At 67.4% G+C, this 22245-nt stretch carries 21 protein-coding genes; 13 read left to right on the top strand and 8 right to left on the bottom strand.

Annotation, left to right across the window (positions count from 1 at the left end; translation table 11 throughout):
• Nucleotides 1-273: 273 nt before the first annotated feature.
• From VGN58_RS17650 to rpmH, 5 genes are all read right to left on the bottom strand, one after another.
• Nucleotides 274-1263 carry an energy transducer TonB gene (locus tag VGN58_RS17650; RefSeq protein WP_327484474.1) on the bottom strand — a complete coding sequence of 330 codons (990 nt, stop codon included), beginning with the start codon at nucleotides 1261-1263 and terminating at the stop codon, nucleotides 274-276.
• Nucleotides 1264-1496: 233 nt separating this feature from the next.
• Nucleotides 1497-2837: a tRNA uridine-5-carboxymethylaminomethyl(34) synthesis GTPase MnmE gene (gene mnmE / locus VGN58_RS17645; protein WP_327484473.1), complete on the bottom strand. Its 1341-nt coding sequence runs from the start codon at nucleotides 2835-2837 to the stop codon at nucleotides 1497-1499.
• Between the two features lie 88 nt (nucleotides 2838-2925).
• Nucleotides 2926-4632 (bottom strand): membrane protein insertase YidC, encoded by a 1707-nt coding sequence (yidC, locus tag VGN58_RS17640; RefSeq protein ID WP_327484472.1) that lies wholly within the window; start codon nucleotides 4630-4632, stop codon nucleotides 2926-2928.
• Nucleotides 4633-4645: 13 nt separating this feature from the next.
• Nucleotides 4646-5086 (bottom strand): ribonuclease P protein component, encoded by a 441-nt coding sequence (gene rnpA, locus VGN58_RS17635; RefSeq protein WP_327484471.1) that lies wholly within the window; start codon nucleotides 5084-5086, stop codon nucleotides 4646-4648.
• Between the two features lie 85 nt (nucleotides 5087-5171).
• On the bottom strand, nucleotides 5172-5312 hold the full coding sequence (gene rpmH, locus VGN58_RS17630; RefSeq protein WP_027083663.1) for a 50S ribosomal protein L34: 141 nt from the start codon (nucleotides 5310-5312) through the stop codon (nucleotides 5172-5174).
• A gap of 271 nt (nucleotides 5313-5583) precedes the next feature.
• Here rpmH and dnaA point away from each other — a divergent pair, with 271 nt between their 5' ends.
• The 12 genes from dnaA to VGN58_RS17570 all read left to right on the top strand — a co-directional run bounded on the left by dnaA (nucleotide 5584) and on the right by VGN58_RS17570 (nucleotide 18524).
• Entirely contained in the window at nucleotides 5584-6909 is a 1326-nt protein-coding gene (gene dnaA / locus VGN58_RS17625; RefSeq protein ID WP_327484470.1) for a chromosomal replication initiator protein DnaA, read from the top strand.
• A 475-nt stretch (nucleotides 6910-7384) separates the two neighbouring features.
• The gene (dnaN, locus tag VGN58_RS17620) at nucleotides 7385-8485 is read left to right on the top strand and encodes a DNA polymerase III subunit beta (protein ID WP_327484469.1); all 1101 of its coding nucleotides are present in this window, start codon (nucleotides 7385-7387) and stop codon (nucleotides 8483-8485) included.
• A 235-nt stretch (nucleotides 8486-8720) separates the two neighbouring features.
• Complete coding sequence (recF, locus tag VGN58_RS17615) at nucleotides 8721-9827, top strand: DNA replication/repair protein RecF (RefSeq protein ID WP_327484468.1); 1107 nt, start codon at nucleotides 8721-8723, stop codon at nucleotides 9825-9827.
• A gap of 111 nt (nucleotides 9828-9938) precedes the next feature.
• Nucleotides 9939-12404 carry a DNA topoisomerase (ATP-hydrolyzing) subunit B gene (gene gyrB / locus VGN58_RS17610; RefSeq protein WP_327484467.1) on the top strand — a complete coding sequence of 822 codons (2466 nt, stop codon included), beginning with the start codon at nucleotides 9939-9941 and terminating at the stop codon, nucleotides 12402-12404.
• 10 nt (nucleotides 12405-12414) lie between these two features.
• Nucleotides 12415-13248: a CPBP family intramembrane glutamic endopeptidase gene (locus tag VGN58_RS17605; protein WP_327484466.1), complete on the top strand. Its 834-nt coding sequence runs from the start codon at nucleotides 12415-12417 to the stop codon at nucleotides 13246-13248.
• A 70-nt stretch (nucleotides 13249-13318) separates the two neighbouring features.
• A complete protein-coding gene (locus tag VGN58_RS17600; protein ID WP_327484465.1) occupies nucleotides 13319-14125 on the top strand; it encodes a M48 family metallopeptidase in 807 nt (268 codons plus the stop codon).
• A 134-nt stretch (nucleotides 14126-14259) separates the two neighbouring features.
• The gene (locus VGN58_RS17595; protein ID WP_327484464.1) at nucleotides 14260-15450 is read left to right on the top strand and encodes a tetratricopeptide repeat protein; all 1191 of its coding nucleotides are present in this window, start codon (nucleotides 14260-14262) and stop codon (nucleotides 15448-15450) included.
• Nucleotides 15451-15608: 158 nt separating this feature from the next.
• Nucleotides 15609-16283 (top strand): energy transducer TonB, encoded by a 675-nt coding sequence (locus tag VGN58_RS17590; protein ID WP_327484463.1) that lies wholly within the window; start codon nucleotides 15609-15611, stop codon nucleotides 16281-16283.
• Nucleotides 16284-16356: 73 nt separating this feature from the next.
• Nucleotides 16357-17106: a TonB-system energizer ExbB gene (gene exbB / locus VGN58_RS17585; RefSeq protein ID WP_327484462.1), complete on the top strand. Its 750-nt coding sequence runs from the start codon at nucleotides 16357-16359 to the stop codon at nucleotides 17104-17106.
• Between the two features lie 46 nt (nucleotides 17107-17152).
• Nucleotides 17153-17578: an ExbD/TolR family protein gene (locus VGN58_RS17580; RefSeq protein ID WP_241045921.1), complete on the top strand. Its 426-nt coding sequence runs from the start codon at nucleotides 17153-17155 to the stop codon at nucleotides 17576-17578.
• A 3-nt stretch (nucleotides 17579-17581) separates the two neighbouring features.
• Nucleotides 17582-17992 carry a biopolymer transporter ExbD gene (locus VGN58_RS17575; RefSeq protein WP_327484461.1) on the top strand — a complete coding sequence of 137 codons (411 nt, stop codon included), beginning with the start codon at nucleotides 17582-17584 and terminating at the stop codon, nucleotides 17990-17992.
• A 133-nt stretch (nucleotides 17993-18125) separates the two neighbouring features.
• Nucleotides 18126-18524: a biopolymer transporter ExbD gene (locus VGN58_RS17570; RefSeq protein ID WP_327484460.1), complete on the top strand. Its 399-nt coding sequence runs from the start codon at nucleotides 18126-18128 to the stop codon at nucleotides 18522-18524.
• A 27-nt stretch (nucleotides 18525-18551) separates the two neighbouring features.
• Here the strand turns inward: VGN58_RS17570 and VGN58_RS17565 are convergent, their stop codons facing one another.
• The 3 genes from VGN58_RS17565 to cls all read right to left on the bottom strand — a co-directional run bounded on the left by VGN58_RS17565 (nucleotide 18552) and on the right by cls (nucleotide 21096).
• Entirely contained in the window at nucleotides 18552-19319 is a 768-nt protein-coding gene (locus VGN58_RS17565; protein ID WP_327484459.1) for a pyridoxine 5'-phosphate synthase, read from the bottom strand.
• Nucleotides 19316-19576, bottom strand: coding sequence for a hypothetical protein (locus VGN58_RS17560; RefSeq protein ID WP_327484458.1), 261 nt, complete (start codon nucleotides 19574-19576; stop codon nucleotides 19316-19318). Before VGN58_RS17560 ends, VGN58_RS17565 begins: the two co-directional genes overlap by 4 nt.
• Before the next feature lie 65 nt (nucleotides 19577-19641).
• On the bottom strand, nucleotides 19642-21096 hold the full coding sequence (gene cls, locus VGN58_RS17555) for a cardiolipin synthase (RefSeq protein ID WP_414710813.1): 1455 nt from the start codon (nucleotides 21094-21096) through the stop codon (nucleotides 19642-19644).
• 57 nt (nucleotides 21097-21153) lie between these two features.
• Here cls and VGN58_RS17550 point away from each other — a divergent pair, with 57 nt between their 5' ends.
• Nucleotides 21154-22242, top strand: coding sequence for a PA0069 family radical SAM protein (locus VGN58_RS17550; RefSeq protein WP_327484457.1), 1089 nt, complete (start codon nucleotides 21154-21156; stop codon nucleotides 22240-22242).
• Nucleotides 22243-22245: the final 3 nt, after the last annotated feature.

The following is a 22245-nucleotide window of genomic DNA, read 5'->3' as shown; positions in this document are numbered from 1 at the left end:
GGTACTCGTCGCCGAGACGTCAGCGTCTGCGCGGTAACATCGGCATTGAACAGGTCGCCCGTGTTGTCGTCGTAGTTCAGGCCCAGCGCGTTGTGGTGGTCGACGTCGTAGCCCGCACCCATGCCCAGCCAAGGCCTGGTGGAACGCGGCGGCACAGAAGGCGGCGTCCCGACTTCGCTCGAGCGCCGACCCACTTCGGTTGAGCGAGACCGACGCGCAAACGAAAACGCCGGCACGGGGCCGGCGTTTCGTCTCACGCGGAGGGAGCGGCGGTCAGCCCGGGCTGAAACCGATCGTGCGGCGCGTGGTGACCGGTGCATCGACCGGCTCGAAGCGCCAGCGGCGCACGGCGTTGAGCGCCTCGCGGTCGAATACGCGCGCCGGCGTGGCACGCACCACGCGCGCATTGGTCACCGAGCCGTCGGTGCCGACGGTGATCTCCACCAGCACTTCGCCGCTGGTGCCCGAACGCAGGGCTTCCGGCGGATAACGCGGTGCCGGCGTGCTGACCGCGCGCAGCGACTGCGCCGGAGCGGCGGCAGGCGCGGCGGCACGGGCCGCGGCGGCCTGGCGGTTGGCCGCCTCGCGCTGGGCGGCCGCCTGACGCTCGCTTTCCTGCCGGGCCGCTTCCGCACGCGCGGCTTCCTGCTGCTGCGCGAGCTGCTGCGCGGCGGCGGCCTCGGCGGCGCGCTGCTGTTCCGCCTGCTGGGCCAGGCGCTGCTGTTCCCTGAGGCGGGCGTCCTCTTCGGCCTTGGTCTTGGCGGCCTCGTCGGTGACGGCGCGCTGGGCGACGGCCTGCTGCGCGGCGGCGATGTTCTGCTGCAGGCGCGGCAGCGCGGGCGCCTTCGGATCCGCCTTCTCGATGATCGCGGTCAGGCGCTGGGCTTCGGTGAACTCCTCGCGCGCGATGCTCTGTTCGGCGGCGATCAGGGTGTACGGCATCAGGTCGGTCAGCGCGCTGGTCACGCCGGGGTCGTTCGGCAGCTTGTCGCGCAGTGCGAGGTAGTACTCCATCGCGTTGTCGCCGCCGGGCGCGTAGATGCGGTTCTCGCGCAGTGCCTTGGTCGCGGCATCGCGGAGCGTGTCGGCATCCATCGCCTGGACCTCGGCGGACACGGCCGGCGGCGGCGGTGCGGCGGGCGTGGCGGCCGGTGTCGCGGCGGGCGCGGCGGCGTCGTCCTGCTTGGAACACGCCGCCAGCGCGACGATGAGCAGCAGCGGTGCGGCGTAGCGCAGGCGCCCGGTGGTCTGGATCAAGGACATCGTTTCAACTCCCCCAAGTACGTTTCTAATGGTGTCGACACGGCCGGCACTGCGCGCAGGCACGCAGGACCGGAGGTCGCGAATCGGCACGGGCCCGCGCTCGACCGGGCCCGTACGGGCCGGCGTGGCGCGATGCCTTCCGGGTACCCCTACCCGGACGCCAGAGTACGTCGGCGCATCGGAAGCAACACTTGATGTTCGTCACACTTTTGGCGGGCTACCGCCACGCGTCGTCATTTGCCGATGCAGAACGTCGAAAAGATGTGCCCCAGCATGTCGTCGGCGCTGAGGCGGCCGGTGATGTCGCCCAGGGCATCGTGGGCCAGCCGCAGCTCCTCCGCCGCCAGTTCCAGCCGCTCGTGCTGAAGCTGATCGGACGCGGAGCCGGCGTGAGCGGCCGCGCGATGCAATGCCTCCACATGACGCGCCCGTGCCGAGAACTCGCCATCGCCGCCATCGCTGGCCGGTCCGCCGGCGAGCGCACGCAGGCGCACGTGCAGCCGGTCGAGACCGATGCCGTGCGCGGCGGATACGAACACGCGATCGCCGTCATCCGGCGGCACGCTGGCCAGCAGGTCGGCCTTGTTGTGGATCCACAGCACCGTGGCGACGCCGTCGATGCTGTCGGCGATCGCCGCACGGCCGGCGTCCGGATCGCGCGCATCGATCACCGCAAGCGCCACGTCGGCGCGCGCGAGTTCCGCACGTGCGCGGCGCATGCCTTCGCGCTCGATCGCGTCGCCGCCGTCGCGCAGTCCGGCGGTGTCGACCAGGTGCAGTTCGAGCCCATCGAGGCGGATGGTCTCGCGCAGGGTGTCGCGGGTGGTGCCGGCCACGTCGGTGACGATGGCGCGGTCGCTGCCGGCCAGCGCGTTGAGCAGCGAGCTCTTGCCGGCGTTCGGCGGGCCGACGATCACCGCATGCACGCCGTCGCGCAGCTTGCGCCCGCGTTCGGCATCGACGATCAGCGCGTCCAGCTGTTGCCATGCTTCGGCCAGGCGCAGGCGGACCTGTTCGCCGCCGAGCGTGTCGAGCGATTCGTCGGCGAAGTCGATCGCGGCCTCGATGTGGACGCGCAGCGCCAGCAACGACTGGCCGATGTCGTCGACGCGCCGCGAGAAGACGCCATCCAGCGAACGCCGGGCCGCGCGCGCGGCACGCGCATCGGCAGCGGCGATCAGGTCGGCGATGGCTTCGGCCTGGGCGAGATCGAGCCTGGCGTTGAGGAAGGCGCGCTCGGAGAACTCGCCGGGGCGCGCCATCCGCGCGCCGAGCGCACAGGCGCGCGCGACCAGCTGCTGCAGGACGACCGGACTGCCGTGCGCCTGCAGTTCCACCACGTCTTCGCCGGTGAAACTCGCAGGGCCAGGAAACGACAGCGCGATACCGTCGTCGAGCGTGCCGCCATCGGCATCGCGGAACCGCACGTGATGGGCGCGGCGCGGCGACAGCGCGCGCGCGCAGATCGTCTTCGCGATGGTCTGCGCCGCCGGTCCCGACAGCCGCACGATGCCGACGCCACCGGCGCCGGGAGCCGTGGCGATGGCGACGATGGTGTCCTGGGCTGGCGGCATGGAAATGGGTTCGCGAAGGAGCGTTCAGGGTAGCGGAAACACGAAGCCCGCCGGAGGGCGGGCTTCGTGGTCTCGCGGGAGGCGCGGATTACTTCGCGACCGCGGTCTTCGGCGGCGTGGCGGATTCGCCGTGGCGCTTGGTCATCCACCACTGCTGCAGCAGACCCAGCGCGCCGTTGGTGACCCAGTACAGCACCAGGCCCGACGGGAAGAACGCCATCATCACGCCGAACACCAGCGGCATGAACTGCATCATCTTCTGCTGCATCGGGTCCATGCCCGGCGCCGGCGTCAGCTTCTGCGTCAGCCACATCACCAGCATGTTGAGCACCGGCAGGATGAAGTACGGATCGCGCGCGGTCAGGTCCTGGATCCAGGCGAACCACGGCGCCTGGCGCAGCTCGACCGATTCCACCAGCACCCAGTACAGCGCCAGGAACACCGGCATCTGCACGAGGATCGGCAGGCAGCCGCCCATCGGATTGATCTTCTCCTTCTTATACAGCTCCATCATGGCGACCTGGAACTTCTGCTTGTCGTCGCCGTAGCGTTCCTTCAGCTGCTGGATGCGCGGCTGGAACTTGCGCATCTTGGCGAAGCTCTTGTACTGCGCCGCCGACAGCGGATACAGCGCCAGCTTCACCAGGATCACCAGGCCGATGATCGACCAGCCCCAGTTGCCGAGGAAGCCGTGCAGGAAGTTCAACACCCAGAACAGGCCCTGGCCGAGCAGCGCGAGGATCGAGAACTGGCTGTAGTCGACCACGCGGTCGATGCCCGGCGCGTTGATCGCATGGATCTTGTCCACCAGCTTCGGGCCCACCCACAGGCGCGCGGTGGTGGTGGCCTGCTGGCCGGGACCGACGTTCACGCCCGGGCCCATCTCGCGGATCAGCGCGCGCGCGCCGTTATCCGGGGTGTCGAGCGAGATGGTGGTGGTGTCATCCGCCTGCGGGATCCACGCGCTGAAGAAGTGGTGCTGCGGGATGGCGATCCAGCCGCCTTTCACCTGCGCGTTGACGCGGCCGTCTTCCAGATAGTCCTCGTCGAACTTGCGACGCTGGTAGCTGCCGTCCCACCAGGTGGCGCCGTTGAAGCTGAAGGATTCCGGGTTGGTCATGCCGCTCTTGACCACCGGCGGCGTGCGCAGCAGCTGGCGATAGACCGTGCCCTGCCACGTGCCCGCACCGGCGTTGACGACCTGGTCGCGGACCTCGATCTCGTAGCTGGCCCGCTTGAACGTGTAAGTGCGACGGATGGTGACGCCGTCCGGACCCTGCCACACGAAGGGCACGCTGACGCTGTCGGCGCCCTTGGCCAGCGCGACGGCGCCGGTGCCGTTCTCCGGCACGAAGGCATGGTGATCGGGGGCTTTCGAGCCGCTGCTCACCCAACCGCTTTCGGCGGCATAGAAGTGCTGAGGTTCCTGGCTGAAGAGGCGGACCGGGCCGCTGCCCGGCGTCTTGCTCTGCGGGTAGTGCAGCAGATCGGCTTCCAGCACGCTGCCGCCGTCCAGCACCAGGCGCAGCACATCGGTCTGCACCGTGACCCGCGGTGCGGCCGCACCCTTGGCGGTGGCGGTCGGCATGGGCGCGACGGTCGGTGCGCTGGGCACGGTGCCGGAGGCCGTGGCGCCCGGCGCGATCGCGGTGGGCACGGTGCTGCCGGGCGCGGTCGCCGTCTGCGCGGCAACAACGGGAACGGCAGGCGCTGCCTTGTCCTTGCTCCATTCCAGCCATAGCAGGGTCGCCACCATCAGCCAGGCGAAGATCAGGAATACACGGGTCTGGTTCATCAGGCAGGCAGTCTCAACCGGCGTCGGAAACCGGTTTGGTCGGAGAAGAAGGAGTGGGAGGCGGCGCGGGGGAATTCAAGCCCGGCGGCATTGTGCCGCCCGCTGCCGGTGCCGGCAATGCGCCGGCGCGCACCAGCACGCGCTCGAAGGTCGCGCGCAGCTGGTTGGGATCGGCTTTCGCCGCAGCCGGACGCGCCACCACGACATAGTCGCCACCCGGAAGCGAATCGCGCAGGCGCCGGAAGTGTTCGCGCAGCTGGCGCTTGATGCGGTTGCGACCCACGGCCCGCGTGTCCACCTTGCGGGACACGGCAAGGCCCAGGCGCGCTGCGCCTTCGCCCGGCAACCAGTGCAGGCTCATCAGCGGATCGGAGGTGCGGCGGGCCTGTTCAAACACGCGCGCATACTCGGCGCTTGCGCGTACCCGCGCGCTGCGCGGGAAAGTCGTGCTCATTTCAGCAAGAAGCCCGCTCGTGAACGGGCGGGCTCCTTGTGATGCAGGGAACGCATGGAAGCATGGCCGCAGAGCGGCCAGGCCATCAGGCGGTCAGGCGCTTGCGGCCCTTGGCGCGGCGACGGGCCAGGATCTTGCGGCCATCGGCCGTGGCCATGCGGGCACGGAAGCCATGGTCGCGCTTGCGCTTGAGGTTGCTGGGTTGGTAAGTGCGCTTGGTGGCCATGGGGCCCTCGTGCGTGTTCGGGTGGAAAGAACCGGAAATTCTATAGTAACCGCCGGCTTACGGTCAACTCCCTCCGTGCTTTCGATGTGCTCCCGGCCCCGCGCCTCCGTGCCTGCGGCCGTTCGTCCTTTCATCCACATGTTATGCACAGGAGCGTTGGCGGGTCCCGGTGCCGGTGGTAGTCTGGCCGACCCCATGGATTCCGCCCCGCGCTGCCCCCGGCAACGCGGGAAGGCGTATTCCGCCCCCTACTCGCGAGTTGTTGCACCTGATGGATGCCTGGCCCCGTTGCCTCGAACGCCTGGAAGCCGAACTGCCGGCCGAGGATGTCCACACCTGGCTGAAGCCCCTGCAGGCCGAGCAGCGCAGCAACGCCATGGTCCTGTACGCACCCAACGCCTTCATCGTGGAACAGGTGCGCGAACGCTATCTCGGTCGCATCCGCGAGCTGCTGGACTACTTCGCCGGCCATGACGACGTGTCGCTGGAAATCGGTTCGCGCAGCCGCGTGGCGGAGGCGCCCGCCGCGTCCTCGCCCGGCGGCCTCCAGGCGGCCGCGCCGGCGGAACCGTTCGCCGGCAACATGGACCTGCACTACACCTTCGACAACTTCGTCGAAGGACGCAGCAACCAGCTCGGTCGCGCCGCCGCCTGGCAGGCCGCACAGAAGCCCGGCGACCGTGCGCACAACCCGCTGCTGCTGTACGGCGGCACGGGCCTGGGCAAGACCCACCTGATGTTCGCCGCCGGCAACGAGATGCGCCGGCAGAATCCGAACGCGCGCGTGCTGTACCTGCGCAGCGAGCAGTTCTTCAGCGCCATGACCAAGGCGCTGATCGAAAAGTCGATGGACCAGTTCAAGCGCCGCTTCCAGCAGGTCGACGCGCTGCTGATCGACGACATCCAGTTCTTCGCCGGCAAGGACCGCACGCAGGAAGAGTTCTTCCACACCTTCAATGCGCTGTTCGACGGACGCCAGCAGATCATCCTGACCTGCGACCGCTATCCGCGCGAAGTGGAAGGCCTGGAACCGCGCCTGAAGTCGCGGCTGGCCTGGGGCCTGAGCGTGGCCATCGACCCGCCGGATTTCGAGACCCGCGCCGCCATCGTATTGGCCAAGGCGCACGAGCGTGGCGCGCAGATCCCCGACGACGTGGCCTTCCTGCTGGCCAAGAAGATGCGCAGCAACGTGCGCGACCTGGAAGGCGCGCTCAACACGCTGGCCGCTCGCGCCAACTTCACCGGCCGCGCCATCACCACCGAGTTCGCGCAGGAAACCCTGCGCGACCTGCTGCGCGCGCAGCAGCAGGCCATCAGCATCCCCAATATCCAGAAGACCGTGGCAGACTACTACGGTCTGCAAATCAAGGACCTGCTGTCCAAGCGACGCACGCGCTCGCTCGCGCGCCCGCGACAGGTGGCGATGGCCTTGGCCAAGGAACTGACCGAACACAGCCTGCCGGAAATCGGCGACGCGTTCGCCGGTCGCGACCACACGACCGTGCTGCACGCCTGTCGACAGATCCGCACCCTGATGGAAGCGGATGGCAAGCTGCGCGAGGACTGGGACAAGCTGATCCGGAAACTCAGCGAATAAGCCGACGGGCCGTGTGGGGCCACGCTATCCGCGAGTCACGGGACGGTGCTTCACGCTGGAAATCAGGATCAGGTAATCGTGCGGTCCGGGCGGGTTGTCGGCGCCCGTTTTTGCGGGGCTCGTTTGCAGCGTTCAAGGGGTTAGCGCGTGATCGCGGCGCCCTCTCATGTCGCCAGCGGGACCGCGCTGCCCAGCCCGGTGCGCACTGTAGACAGGCGGTTGGGGAAGGGCAACGCATAACGTCGTGGGCAACCGGGCGCACGATCTGTGGATAAGATGTGCGCGTTTTGGAGCCTGAAAGTTGTCCACAGGTTCCGGCACAGCTCCAACCGACCCTGTCCACCGGGTTGGAAAGCCAGAAAAAACAACAGATTCAAATGGTTAGGTGGCTTTTCCCGGCTTTTCGTGCGTACCACCACCACCAGCTTTTAAGCTTTTAGTCTTGAAAATCCAAAGCGAAGGGGCTCCAACACTCATGCGTTTCAGTCTGCAGCGCGAAGCATTCCTCAAGCCCTTGGCCCAGGTGGTCAATGTGGTCGAACGCCGGCAGACGTTGCCGGTCCTGGCGAATTTCCTGGTTCAGGTGCAGAACGGGCAACTGTCGTTGACCGGCACGGACCTGGAAGTCGAGATGATTTCCCGCAGCGCGGTCGACGACGCGCAGGACGGCGAAACCACGATTCCGGCCCGCAAGCTGTTCGACATCATTCGCGCCCTGCCCGACGGCAGCAAGGTCACCGTCAGCCAGACCGGCGACAAGGTCACGGTGCAGGCCGGGCGCAGCCGCTTCACCCTCGCCACCCTGCCCGCCAACGACTTCCCGTCGGTGGACGAGGTCGAGGCCACCGAGCGGATCGAAGTGCCGGAGGCCACGCTGAAGGAGCTGATCGAACGGACTTCGTTCGCCATGGCCCAGCAGGACGTGCGCTACTACCTCAACGGCCTGCTGTTCGACCTGAGCGAGCGGACCCTGCGCTGCGTGGCGACCGACGGCCATCGCCTGGCCATGTGCGAGTCGCAGCTGGAAGGCGCACCGGTCGGCAAGCGCCAGATCATCGTGCCGCGCAAGGGCGTGACCGAACTGCAGCGCCTGCTGGAAGGCGGCGATCGCACGCTGGAACTGGAAGTCGGCCGCAGCCACATCCGGGTGAAGCGCGACGATGTGACCTTCACGTCCAAGCTGATCGATGGCCGCTTCCCGGATTACGCCGCGGTGATTCCCATCGGCGCCGATCGCGAGGTCCAGCTGGATCGCGAGGTGCTGCGTGCCGCCCTGCAGCGTGCCGCGATCCTGTCGAACGAGAAGTACCGCGGCGTCCGCGTCGAGGTGTCGCCGGGCCAGCTGAAGATCAGCGCCCACAACCCCGAGCAGGAAGAGGCCCAGGAGGAGATCGAGGCCGATACCAAGGTCGACGGTCTGGCGATCGGCTTCAACGTCAATTACCTGCTGGATGCATTGTCCGCCTTGCGCGATGAGCACATCGTCCTGCAGCTGCGTGACGCCAATTCGTCCGCCCTGGTCCGCGAGGCCAGCAGCGAGAAGTCCCGCCACGTGGTGATGCCGCTGCGTCTCTGACGTTTCGGTTCCACGTGGAACACTGACATCGCCCGGCCCCGTGCCGGGCGATGTCGTTTGGGAGCCAATCTCATCGGAGCAGCCCCGCCATCGCACGCTTGACGCCGGGGAGCGGGCGCGGGACCGCCGATCCTGCACGCTACAATCGCGTCATGCCTCCCCTTTTCTCACGATCGGTTCGTTGTCGGCGTCCAGTCGCGGACCGCCCGATCATCCTCGAGGCCCGGGAGCAGCAGTGCAGGTAACCCGACTCGAGGCCCGCGGCCTCAGGGGCTTCGAACAGGTGACGCTGGCCCCGGAGCCCGGCCTCAACCTGATCACGGGCGACAACGGTGCCGGCAAGACCAGCCTGCTGGAGGCGCTGCACCTGATGGCATACGGCCGCAGTTTCCGGGGGCGGGTGCGGGATGGCCTGGTGCGGACCCGTTCCGATGCGGTGGAGGTGTTCGTCGAATGGCGCGAAACAGCCCAGTCCCGCACGCGCCGCGCGGGACTCCGCCATACCGGACAGACCTGGGCCGGTCGGCTGGACGGTGAGAATGTCGCCCAGTTGGGGGATCTCTGTGCCGCGCTCGCCGTGGTCAGCTTCGAGCCAGGCAGCCACGCCCTGGTCACCGGTGGTGGCGAGCCGCGCCGCCGGTTCATGGACTGGGGTCTGTTCCACGTGGAACAGGGACGCGAAGCCGGATTCCTGTCACTCTGGCGTCGCTACGCCCGCGCACTCAAGCAACGCAACGCCCTGCTGAAAGCAGGCGTGGGCGGAGCGCAGCTGGATGCCTGGGACCACGAGCTGGCGGAGGCGGGAGAACCCCTCACCGATCACCGCCAACGGTACCTCGATGCCCTCCAGCAGGATCTGGCAGAGGTCGTGGGTGAGTTGGCCCCGTCGCTGGGCGCCGCGACCCTGTGTTTCCAGCCCGGTTGGCGCCGACAGGAGCTGCCGCTGGGCGATGCGCTGTTGCTTGCTCGCGAGCGGGACCGCGCGGCCGGCTACACCACCGTGGGTCCGCACCGTGCGGACTGGCGGATCGACTACGGCCGCTTCCCCGACCGGGAAGCGCTCTCCAGGGGGCAGGCCAAACTCACGGCCCTGTCCTGCCTGCTGGCGCAGGCGCAGGACTTCGCCCGTCGGCGCGGCGAATGGCCGGTCGTGGCCCTGGACGATCTGGCGTCGGAACTGGACCGTCACCATCAGCGACGCCTACTGGACCGCCTGCTCGCCAGTGGCGCGCAGGTCTTCATCACGGGCACGGAACTTCCCCTGGGCCTGATGGAAGGCGTCCATCCAGCTACCCGGTTCCACGTGGAACACGGTGCCGTCCACGCCGCGCCGATGCCCTGAGCCGGGGCTAAGTGCGCACCGGTGCTATAATTCCGCTCTGATCCCCTGACCCGCGCATGGCGCCCACCGACCCGGTGGCGCGGCGCCGGCCTTGCAGCCGACACGAAGCGAATGACCGACGAAACGACCTCTTCTGCACCGAACGGCAACACGTACGACGCCAACAGCATCACCGCACTGGAAGGTCTGGAAGCGGTCCGCAAGCGCCCCGGCATGTACATCGGCGACGTGCATGACGGCACGGGCCTGCACCACATGGTGTTCGAAGTCGTCGACAACTCCATCGACGAGGCGCTGGCCGGCCACGCCGACCATGTCGCCGTCACGATCCATGCCGATGGCTCGGTGTCGGTCTCCGACAACGGGCGCGGCATTCCGGTCGGCAAGCATGCGCAGATGAGCGCCAAGCTGGGACGTGAGGTATCGGCGGCCGAAGTCGTGATGACCGTGCTTCATGCCGGCGGCAAGTTCGACGACAACAGCTACAAGGTCTCCGGCGGTCTCCACGGCGTCGGCGTCAGCGTGGTCAACGCGCTGTCGGAGAAGCTGCAGCTGGACATCTTCCAGGGCGGGTCCCACTACCGTCAGGAATACAGCAACGGCGCCGCCCTGAGCCCCCTGGCGCAGGTCGAAAGCACCACCAGGCGAGGCACCACGCTGCGCTTCTGGCCGTCGGTGACCGCCTTCCACGGCAATGTGGAGTTCCACTACGACATCCTGGCCCGTCGCCTGCGTGAACTCTCGTTCCTCAACTCCGGCGTCAAGATCGTGCTGGTCGACGAGCGCGGCGAAGGGCGCCACGACGACTTCCACTACGAAGGCGGCATCCGCAGCTTCGTGGAGCATCTGGCGCACCTGAAGACGCCGCTGCATCCGCACGTGATCGCAGTCAGTGGCGAGCAGAACGGCATCACGGTCGAAGTCGCCCTGCAGTGGACCGACGCGTACCAGGAAACGATGTTCTGCTTCACCAACAACATCCCGCAGAAGGATGGCGGTACCCACCTGATCGGTTTCCGCGCGGCGCTGACGCGCACGCTGACCAACTACATCGAACAGAACGGCATCGCCAAGCAGGCCAAGGTCAACCTGTCCGGCGACGACATGCGCGAAGGCATGATCGCCGTGCTGTCGGTCAAGGTGCCGGACCCGAGCTTTTCGTCGCAGACCAAGGAAAAACTGGTCAGTTCCGACGTCAGGCCGGTCGTTGAGAGCACGTTCGGTGCACGTTTGGAGGAGTTCCTGCAGGAACACCCCCATGAAGCCCGTGCCATCGCCGGCAAGATCGTCGACGCCGCCCGCGCCCGCGAGGCCGCCCGCAAGGCCCGCGACCTGACCCGCCGCAAGGGCGCGCTGGATATCGCCGGCCTGCCCGGCAAGCTCGCCGACTGCCAGGAGAAGGATCCTGCGTTGTCCGAACTCTTCATCGTCGAGGGCGATTCGGCAGGCGGTTCCGCCAAGCAGGGCCGCAACCGCAAGAACCAGGCGGTGCTGCCGCTGAGGGGAAAAATCCTCAACGTGGAACGCGCGCGCTTCGACCGCATGCTCGCCTCGGCGGAAGTCGGCACGCTCATCACTGCGCTCGGCACCGGCATCGGCAAGGACGAATACAACCCGGACAAGCTGCGCTACCACCGCATCATCATCATGACCGACGCCGACGTGGACGGCTCGCACATCCGCACGCTGCTGCTGACGTTCTTCTACCGGCAGATGCCGGAGCTGATCGAGCGCGGCCACGTCTACATCGGGCTGCCGCCGCTGTACAAGCTCAAGCAGGGCAAGCAGGAGCTGTACCTGAAGGACGACGCGGCGCTCAACGTCTACCTGGCCAACAACGCCGTGGAAGGCGCGTCGCTGATTCCCGCCGAAGGCGAGCCGCCGATTTCCGGCGAAGCGCTCGAGAAGCTGCTGCTGGTGTTCTCCGGTGCGCGCGATGCGATCGCCCGCAACGCCCACCGCTACGATCCGGTGCTGCTGGAGTCGCTGATCGATTTCACCCCGCTGGATGCGGAACACCTGCAGCAGAACATCGACGAGCGCCATGAACTTGCCGCGCTGGAAGCCAAACTCAACCGCGGCAGCATCGGCAGTGCGCGTTATGCGCTGACGTTGCAGACGGCGACCGAACAGCGCCCGGCGGCGTTGCTGTCCACGCGCCGGCACATGGGCGAGGAACTCGTGCAGGTGCTGTCGCTGTCGGCCTTCGAGACCGGCGAACTGCGTCCGCTGCGGGAGGCCGCCGCGCTGTTGCATGGCCTGGTGCGCGAGGGCGCGCAGGTCATCCGTGGCAACAAGGCGCAGCCGGTGGCGACCTTCGCCGAGGCGCAGGCCTGGTTGCTGGAAGAAGCCAAGAAGGGCCGCAGCATCCAGCGCTTCAAGGGCCTGGGCGAAATGAATCCCGAACAGCTGTGGGACACCACGGTCAATCCGGACACGCGCCGCCTGCTGCAGGTACGGATCGAAGACGCGGTCGCCGCGGACCAGATCTTCAGCACGTTGATGGGTGACGTGGTGGAGCCGCGTCGCGAGTTCATCGAGGACAATGCGCTGAAGGTGTCCAACCTCGACGTCTGACGCTGCGCGCATGAGCCAGCCGCATCTCTCGTCCGAGGCGACGGATCCTGCGTCGGCCGCGCTGCCGTTGCGCCGCGTGCTGCCGGCCTTCGCGGTCGATGTGGCGCTCGCTGCGACGCTGTCATTTTCGACATTGATGCTCGGCCTGTTCGGATGGGCCGTGTGGCGGGGCATCCAGCTTGCGCAACAGCACGGCGGTGCACCGGATGCGCACGCCTTGCAGGCACAGATCGGCACGCCGCCGGTTCTCTTCCTCATCGTTACGACGCTGGTCAGCACGGGCGGAACGGCGCTCCTCCTGTACGTCTGGCGTCGCCGCGCCACCGCCGCAGAACGACGTGAGTCCACCCGGCGACTGGGCAAGCCAAGCACCTGGGGCTGGGCGTTGGCGGCGGGAGGCGTGACGTTTCTTTTCAGTTCGCTGATGAGCGCCGGTGGGCGCGCGCTCGGGCTGGATCTCCAACCCAGCAACCTGGATCTGATCCGGGAAGGATTCGCCCGCTTCCCGGTGTTCCTGACGCTGTTCGCGGTGGTGCTGGCGCCGCTGTACGAGGAGCTCCTGTTCCGGCGCGTCCTGTTCGGGCGCCTGTGGCGGGCCGGGTGGCCGGTGCTGGGCTTGGTGCTCAGCAGCGTGGTCTTCGCGCTGGTCCATGAGCTTCCCGGGCTCAACGGCAAGCCTGCGGACAGCACCTTGTTCCTGATCCTGGTGTACGCCGGGATGGGGGCGATCTTCGCTTGGGTATACCGCCGGACCGGCACCCTGTGGGCACCGATCGCGGCGCACATCCTGAACAATGCGATAGCGCTGGCTGTCCTGCAGATTTACGGCGACGCGCCGGCCTAAATGTGATTGACGAAAGTTTAAGACGCGCTTGCCCAGACTCGGGCGTCACGCAACACCGAAGGGGGCACGCATGAAACTCCGGATCCTGGGAACCGCCATGGTGCTGGGCCTCACGGCCTGTGCCACGACCACCTCACCCACCGGGCGCACGCAGATCGTCGGCGGTGTCTCGCAAGCGCAGCTGGACCAGCTGGGTGCGCAGGCGTTCGCCGAGACCAAGGCCAAGGAAACCCTCAACCGCGATGCGCGTCAGAACGCCTATGTCACGTGCGTGGTCAACGCGCTGGTGCGCCAGTTGCCGCCCGCGCAGCGCAGCGTGGCCTGGGAAACGGCGGTCTTCACCGACAAGGAACCCAACGCGTTCGCGCTGCCCGGTGGCAAGGTGGGCGTCAACACCGGCATATTCACCGTCGCGAAGAACCAGGATCAGCTGGCGGCCGTCCTGGGGCACGAAATCGGCCACGTGATCGCGCGGCACCACGAGGAGCGCATCACCCGTCAGATGGGCGCCCAGACGGGCGTTGGCGTCGTCAGTGCATTGCTGGGTGCGCGCTATGGGCAAGGCGCGGCCAACACCGCGAGCCAGATCGGCGGCATGACCGCCCAGACGATGTTCCTGCTGCCGGGTTCGCGGGAACAGGAAAGCGAAGCCGATGTGGTCGGCCAGCGCCTGATGGCGCAGGCCGGCTTCGATCCGCGCCAGGCCGTCGGCCTGTGGCAGAACATGATGGCGGCCAGCGGCGGGCGTTCGCCGCAGTGGTTGTCCACCCATCCCGATCCCGCCAACCGCATCCGCGAACTCGACCGCGATGCGCCTTCCCTCGTCCCCACTTATGAGGCGGCCAGGAAGGCCGGAAACGTGCCGAAATGCGGCTGACACACGCTCCGGTATTGCTGCTGCGCAACACCTGAAACGGTATCCGCCCTCCCCCGGTTTCTGATAGTTTTGCCGGCCGCGCACGCAGACGGCACGGACCACTCCACCGCTGCATGGCCCCACGAGGTTCAGACATGAAGCAACGCACGTCCAAGAAAACCCTTCTCAGCCTGATGCTGCTGGCCGCCTTCGGTGGCGCGGTGGTGGCCGATGCCGTGGCGTACGACGCCCGCTCGGCGGATCGCGGTGGCCGCAAGAACAGCAGCAAGCCCGAAGTCCGCTATCCCGACGCGACCCGCGAGGAACCCAAGGCCAAGGGCTCCAGCAAGATGCAGGGCAAGCTGAGCAAGCTGTTCAAGGCCTACGAAAAGGAAGACAACTTCGCCGAGACGCTGACGCTGGCCAAGGAAATGCTGGCCGAACCCAACGCCAACGAGTACGACAAGGCGATGGCCGCGCAGCTGGGTGCGCAGGCTGCGTACAACCTCGACGACATGGCGACCGCCAAGCAGCTCCTGCAGCAGGCCGTCGACCTGAACGCACTGGACAACAACGGTCACTACCAGTCGCTGCTGATGCTCGCGCAGCTGCAGCTGCAGGACGATGAGTTCGAACCCGGCATGGCCAATCTCGATCGCTACCTGGCCGAGACCAAGTCCAACCGTCCGGAAGACCTCATCCAGAAGGGCCAGGCGCTCTACCAGATGGAGAAGTACGCCGACGCCATTCCGGTGCTGGAAAAGGCCATCGCCGCCACGCCGGAACCCAAGGACAGCTGGTACAGCCTGTTGCTGGCCTCGCTGGTCGGTGCCGACCGTCCGGCCGATGCGGTGAAGATCGCCGAGCAGATGGCCGCCAAGGCGCCCACGGACAAGAAGGCCCAGCTCAACCTGGTGGCGACCTACCAGCAGGCCGACCAGTTCGACAAGGCGGCCGCGGCACTCGAGAAGATGCGCGCCGCCGGTCAGCTCACCGAAGAGAAGGAATACCGCCAGCTCTACGTGACCTACGCCAACATGGACGGCCGCGAGAAGGACGTCATCTCGGTCGTCAACGAAGGCCTGCAGAAGGGCGTGCTGAAGCCGGACTACCAGACCCAGCTGGCGCTGGCGCAGGCGTACTACTACTCCGAGCAGATCCCCCAGGCCATCGAGGCCTGGCAGAAGGCCGCCCCGCTGGCGCCCAACGGCGACACGTACCTCAACCTGGCGCGCGTGCTCTGGCAGGAAGACCGCATCCCCGAAGCCAAGGTCGCGGCACGGGCTGCGCTGGACAAGGGATTGAAGAAGCCGGAAGACGCGAAGAAGATCATTGCGCTGCCATAACGGGATCGACTGACACCGAAGGCCATTAATCCATACGGATGATGGCACCGGGGCGTCGGATTGGTATAAGCTGGGGGTTCCGCCGGTGAAAACCACCTGCAGGGCCCAGAATCAACGAGGCGCCTCGGTGCCCGTATCAACCTTGAGTTAATTGGCGCATGGCTGAACAACTGGTCATCAACAGGTACCGGGAACAGGAAGAGGACAACAGCCTCAACTGGCCGCGTATCATCGGTATTGCCTTCGTGATCGCGTTGCACGCAGCGGCCCTGCTTGCGCTGTTGATCCCGGCGGTCGCTCCGCCGGCGGAAAAGGAACAGGAGCGCCGCACCTCGGTCGTCATCGTCGACGCGCCGCCGCCGCCGCCTCCCCCGCCGCCGCCGCCGCCGCCGCAGGATACGCCGCCGCCGCCGGTCAAGAATCTGGCGCCGCCGAAGACCACCCCGCTGCCGCCGCCACCGGAAGCGCCGCCGGTCGATATCGCCGAGCCACGTCCGACCGACATCGTGACTCCCCCGTCGCCGCCGGCCCCGCCGGCGCCGACGCCGGACATCGGGGCCAGCGTCGACATCTCGTCGAAGAACATGAACCCGCCGCGCTATCCGCCCGCCGCCGCGCGTGCCGGTATCGAAGGCACGGTCATCCTGATCATCGACGTGGATGCCAACGGCAACGTGACCAACGTCTCGGTCGAAAAATCCAGTCGCAACCGCGATCTCGATCGCGCCGCGATGGAGGCGGCACGCAAGTGGCGCTTCAATGCGTCCGTCGTCAATGGCCAGAAGGCCGCCGGCCGCGTCCGCGTGCCCGTGGACTTCAACATGGGCGGCTGATGCCGACAGGCATCGACAAAGTTCAACGTAACCCGCAACACTCTCAATCAACACTTATATAAAGGTAAGCGTCATGCTGCAGGAAACCCTTTTCGCCGCCGCCGCCGGGGGCAACAACGCCGCGAATGCCCTGTCGCAGATGGGCTTCGAGCACATGATGAGCGAGATGATCAACAAGCCCGGCGAGTTCATCGTCTCCTGGGTCGTGTTGCTCACCCTCGTCATCATGTCGGCGATGTCCTGGTACTGGACCGTCATCAACGTGCTCCGCAGCACCCGCCTGAAGGGCCAGGCCGACCGCGTCACCAGCTCGTTCTGGGAAACCCCGAACGCGCAGGACGCCATCCGCCTGATGGAAGAACAGCCGAAGAACGAGCCGTTCTCCAAGATCGCCCTCGACGCCGCCCAGGCCGCCGCCCACCACCAGCGTTCGGAAGGTTCGGGTGAGACGCTCAGCCGCTCCGAGTTCGTCGACCGCGCCCTGCGCCAGGCCGTGACCCGTGAGAGCACCAACCTGCAGGGCGGCATGACGCTGCTGGCCACCGTCGGTGCGACCGCGCCGTTCGTGGGTCTGCTGGGTACGGTGTGGGGCATCTACGGCGCCCTGATCCGCATCGGTGCGACCGGCCAGGCCTCGATCGACGCCGTCGCCGGCCCGGTGGGTGAAGCGCTGATCATGACCGCCATCGGTCTGTTCGTCGCCATCCCGGCCGTGTTCGCCTACAACTTCTTCAGCAAGACGAACGCCGCGGTCATCGCCAAGTTCGACACGTTCGCGCACGACCTGCACGACTTCTTCGCCACCGGCTCGCGCGTTCGCTGAGCCGGCGGTACAAGCAGTCAACGCAACGTTCTAGACGGAGCCCGTCATGGCTTTCAGTAGTGGTAATAGCGGTGGCCCGATGGCCGAGATCAACGTCACGCCCCTCGTGGACGTGATGTTGGTGCTGCTGATCATCTTCATCATCACGGCGCCGCTGATGTCGCACAAGGTGAAGATCGACCTGCCCGAAACCCCCCAGATCGCGAAGGACGAGCAGGACGGTCCGAAGACCCCGCCGATCACCATCTCCGTGAAGGAGAATGGCGACCTGTACTGGGGCGACGAGCCGGTCAGCAAGGAAATCCTCGAGTCGCGCCTGTCCAGCGCCGCCCAGCTGCAGCCGCAGCCGAAGCTCAACCTGCGTGGCGACAAGACGACCAAGATGGGCGTCATCGCCGACGTCACCAAGATCGCGCAGGGTCAGGGCATGCTGGATATCGGCTACGTGGCCACGAAAGAGAAGGGGCAGTAAGCCATGGCATTCAGCAGTGGTGGTAGCAAGGGCCCCATGGCCGACATCAATGTCACGCCCCTCGTGGACGTGATGCTGGTGCTCCTGATCATCTTCATCGTCACCGCCCCGATCATGACGTACCCGATCGAAGTGGCCCTGCCGCAGCGTGTGATCAACCCGCCGCCGCAGATCAAGGAACCGCCGCCGCCGATCGACCTGCGGATCAATGCGGATGGCACGGTCTACTGGAACAACAGTCCGGTGAACGTGGCGGATCTGCAGACCCGCATGGAGAACGAAGTCCAGCGTGATCCGACCAACCAGCCCGAGCTGCGCATCGAAGCCAACTCGGAAGCGCACTACGAGGTGATGGCCAAGGTCCTGGCCGCCGCCAAGAATGCGCAGATGCTGAAGATCGGTTTCGTGCAGTAGCACCGACGCGCAATGCAGCTTTCGACGCCGCCCTTCGGGGCGGCGTTTTTGTATGCGCCAGGCGACTCCCCTTGCGGCGCCCCGGGCACGGGCGTAGCGTCGGGCCTACGGTCCCGACAGAAGGAGGTGTGCCATGGCGTTTTCCGCTCCCGCAAGCCGTTCCGAACTGGCCGAGATCAACATCACGCCGCTGGTGGACGTGATGCTGGTCCTGCTGGTGATCTTCATGGTCACTGCGCCCATGCTGTCGCGGCCGATCGAGGCGATGCTTCCGCAGGCCACGCCGCCGGTGACGCGGGCCGAACCTCCCAACGATCTGGTGCTCAAGGTCGGCATGGCGGGCCATTACACGCTGGACGACCGGCCGGTCACCCTGGCGGAACTGCGGGCGCGGCTGGAGGATGCCCGCATCGCCGAGCCGCGCACCGTGCTGCAGGTGGAAGCGGCCGATGACGCCGACTACCAGCAACTGGTCAGCGCGCTGGCGCAGGCCGAGGCCAGCGGGATCGCCAACATCGCGATGCGGAACTGACCGGCGTCGGCAACGCCGGAGCGGTGCTCAGTCCCGGCTGGCGGCGGCGGCGTCCAGGAGGTCGAGGTAACGGCGTACCGTCGCCTCCAACCCGGCGTACAGCGCTTCGCCGATCAGGGCGTGGCCGATGGAGACTTCCAGCACGTCCGGTACTGCGGCGAGGAAACGACCCAGGTTGTCCTGGCTGAGATCGTGCCCGGCGTTGACGCCCAGGCCCAGGGCCCGCGCCTGGCGCGCGGTGCCGATGCACCGCTCCAGCGCTCCGGCGGGCTCGCCGCGTGCGGCTGCCTCGGCGAACGGCCCGGTGTAGATCTCGATCCGGTCCGCCCCGAGCTGCGCCGCCTGCTCCAGCCCTTCGCAGCCGGCGTCGACGAACAGGCTGACCCGGCACCCCATGGCCTTGAGCCCGGCCACCAGCGGACGCAGGCGCTCGCCGTCGCGGGCGAAGTCGAAGCCGTGGTCGGAGGTGATCTGGCCGTCGCCGTCGGGCACCAGGGTCGCCTGTGCGGGGCGCACCTCGTCGCACAGCGCCAGGAAGCCCGGATATCCGGCTCTCGGTGGCGCGAACGGATTGCCTTCGACGTTCAGTTCCACGCCCTGCATGCGGGTCAGCTGCGCCAGCGCGCGGACATCGTCGGGGCGGATATGGCGCTGGTCGGGCCGCGGGTGCACGGTGATGCCATGCGCGCCGGCCGCCAAGCAGGTGCGTGCGGCGCGGACCACGTCGGGTTCGCTGCCACCACGGGAATTGCGGAGTACCGCGATCTTGTTGACGTTGACGCTGAGCAGGGTCACGGCGCCGGCGGCTCCGTCGGCGGCGGTGCATTGCGCCGCGCCTCGGCCAGTTCACGCAGGCGCCGCAGCTCGACGGGATCGATCATCATCGAGGGATCGCGGCTGGTTTCGCCCAGGCGGCGGGCGTGACGCCCCAGGATCCACGCCACGAACAGGCCCAGCGACACCAGCATCAGCACGACCATCAGCGGCATCGACGTCGTGCGCACGGCCATGAACATGCAGCCGATGGCCATCAACAGGAAAAGCCAGTGCATACCCACCCCCGCGTCTCGGTGGCCGCATCTTACCGCTTCCCTCCCCGCTCAAAAACGGGCGTGCTTCACAGCAGTGGCGACATCAGCCGGGCCAGCGCCTCGGGCAGGCGGTGCCGCCAGAGCGCACGGTCGCGCTGCAGCCGGACCGGTTCGCTCGCGGCGATCTCGCCTTCCATCCATTGCGCCAGCGTGCCGGCCACGCCGGCATCGCGGAACATCATGGAGATCTCGAAGTTCAGGCGGAAGCTGCGATGGTCGAAGTTGGCGCTGCCGACGATCGCCAGCGCGTCGTCGCACAGCAGCGCCTTGCTGTGCATCATCCGCGGCCCGTACTCGTAGACCTTCACGCCGGCCGCCAGCAGCTCGTCGAAGTAGGAGCGCGCCGCCAGCGTGGCCAACCGCGAGTCGCTGACCTTCGGCACCACCAGCCGCACGTCGAGTCCCCCCAGCGCGGCCGATGTCAGCGCCATGCGCGCGGCCTCACCGGGCACGAAGTACGGCGTCACCAGCCAGACACGCCGCTTCGCTTCGTGGATCGCGGCGACCTTGGCGCGATGGATCGGCTCCCAGGCCGAATCCGGTCCCGATACCAGCGCCTGTACCGCAATGCCGCCGCGCACGTTCGCGTCGCTCGCGCTCCACAGGCGCGTGCCCTGGAAGTCCTTGCGCTGTTGCCCGGTCGCGTACACCCAGTCTTCGACGAAGACCTGCTGGATGCTGCGGACGATCTCGCCCTCCAGCCGCAGGTGCAGGTCGCGGAAGGCGTCATCGCACAACGATTCGTCCTCGTCGTCGGTGACGTTGATGCCGCCGGTGAAGGCGACGCGTCCGTCCACCACCACGATCTTGCGGTGCGTGCGCAGGTTCAGCCAGGGACGGGTGAACGGGCGGAAGCGCGTGGGATGGAACCAGGCGTGTTCGCCACCCGCGTCGATCAGCGCCCGCAGCGCGCGGCTCTTCAGGCGGTTCGAGCCCACGGCGTCCAGCAACAACCGTACCTTCACGCCTTCGCGTGCCTTCACCGTGAGCGCGTTGAGGATGCGCTGTCCGGTGCGGTCGCCGTTGAAGATGTAGTACTCCAGGTGGATGTGGTTCTCGGCCTGTGCGATCGCATCGAGGATGGCCTGATAGGTGGCGCAGCCATCGACCAGTTGCTGGACCGACGTAGCGGTCGCGGGCGGCAGGCCGGTCGTCTTCTGCGCCAGCATCGGCAGCTCGGCGCTGTTGCCGTCGCTGGACGCGAACACCTCGTAACTCTCCACGCCCTCGCGTGAGCGCGTGCGACGCAACTGGTGGCGCTTGATGCGCTGCGGGCCGAGCAGGAAGTAGATCAGGTAGCCCACATAGGGCAGCAGCGCCAGCGACAGCAGCCAGCTGAGCGTCGCGACCGGCTCCCGCTTCTGCAGCACGATCCACGCACACAACGGCACCAGGTACAGCAGCCAGGCCAGGGTCACCCAGGCCGCGAGATGGGGCAGGGAGGAAAAGTAGTCGCCCAAGGCGCCGAGCATGTCGTGCATGGGAGGATTCTATGCGGTGTCGCGCCACCTGCGACGGCCTGCGCGTATCTTCCGGACATGACGAAAAAGGACCGACCCCGCATCAAGGGACGCGGCTCCACCGGCTACCTGCCGGGCCGGTTCGCCGTGACCACGCCGGAGGCGACCGACGATGGCTGGCACGACGCCGATACCGAGGGCGACCTCGCGTCGGCGCCGCAGACCCGGGTGATCGAGGAGGTCGCGCGCAGCGTCATCACCCGCAACCAGTCGCCGGACATTCCGTTCGACCAGTCGCTGAACCCCTACCGGGGCTGCGAGCATGGGTGCTCGTACTGCTTCGCGCGTCCGTCGCATGCCTATCTCGACCTGTCGCCCGGGCTGGACTTCGAAACGAAGATCTTCGCCAAGACCAACGCGCCGGAGGTGCTGCGGCGCGAACTGGCGAAACCCGGCTATCGCGCCAGTCCGATCTCGCTGGGCATCAACACCGATGCCTACCAGCCGGCCGAACGCCGGTTGCAGCTGACCCGACGCATCATCGAAGTGCTGGCGGAAACCCGGCATCCGTTCTCGCTGATCACCAAGAACGCGCTGGTCGAGCGCGACCTGGACCTGCTGGCGCCGATGGCGCGGGAACGGCTGGTCCACGTGTACTTCTCCATCACCACGCTGGACAACACGCTGTCGTCGCGGCTGGAGCCGCGTGCGTCCGCGCCGCATGCCCGGCTGCGCGCGGTGCAGCGACTCAGCGAGGCGGGCGTGCCGGTCGGGGTGATGTTCGCGCCGGTGATTCCCTGGGTGAACGATCATGAGCTGGAAGCCTCCCTCGAGGCGGCACGCGAGGCAGGCGCGACCGCCGCCGGCTACGTGCTGCTGCGCCTGCCGCATGAAGTCGCGCCGCTGTTCCGCGACTGGCTGCAGACCCACGTGCCGGATCGCGCGGCGCACGTGATGAGCACGGTCCAGCAGCTGCGTGGTGGCAAGGATTACGACAGCCGCTTCGGCACGCGGCTGCGCGGCGAGGGCGTGTATGCGGACCTGCTGGCGCGGCGCTTCGCGCTGGCGCTCAAGCGATCCGGCTTCGCAGGGCGCCGCCATCCGCCGCTCGATGTCTCGCGCTTCGTGCCGCCGCGCGCGCCGTCGCCGCAGGGCGAGCTGTTCTGACGC

The sequence above is a fragment of the Pseudoxanthomonas sp. genome (assembly GCF_035999195.1).
In the GTDB taxonomy this organism is placed as follows: Bacteria; Pseudomonadota; Gammaproteobacteria; order Xanthomonadales; family Xanthomonadaceae; genus Pseudoxanthomonas_A.
The sequence above is the reverse complement of the archived record's forward strand: the minus strand, read 5'-3'. Positions and strand labels throughout refer to the sequence as shown.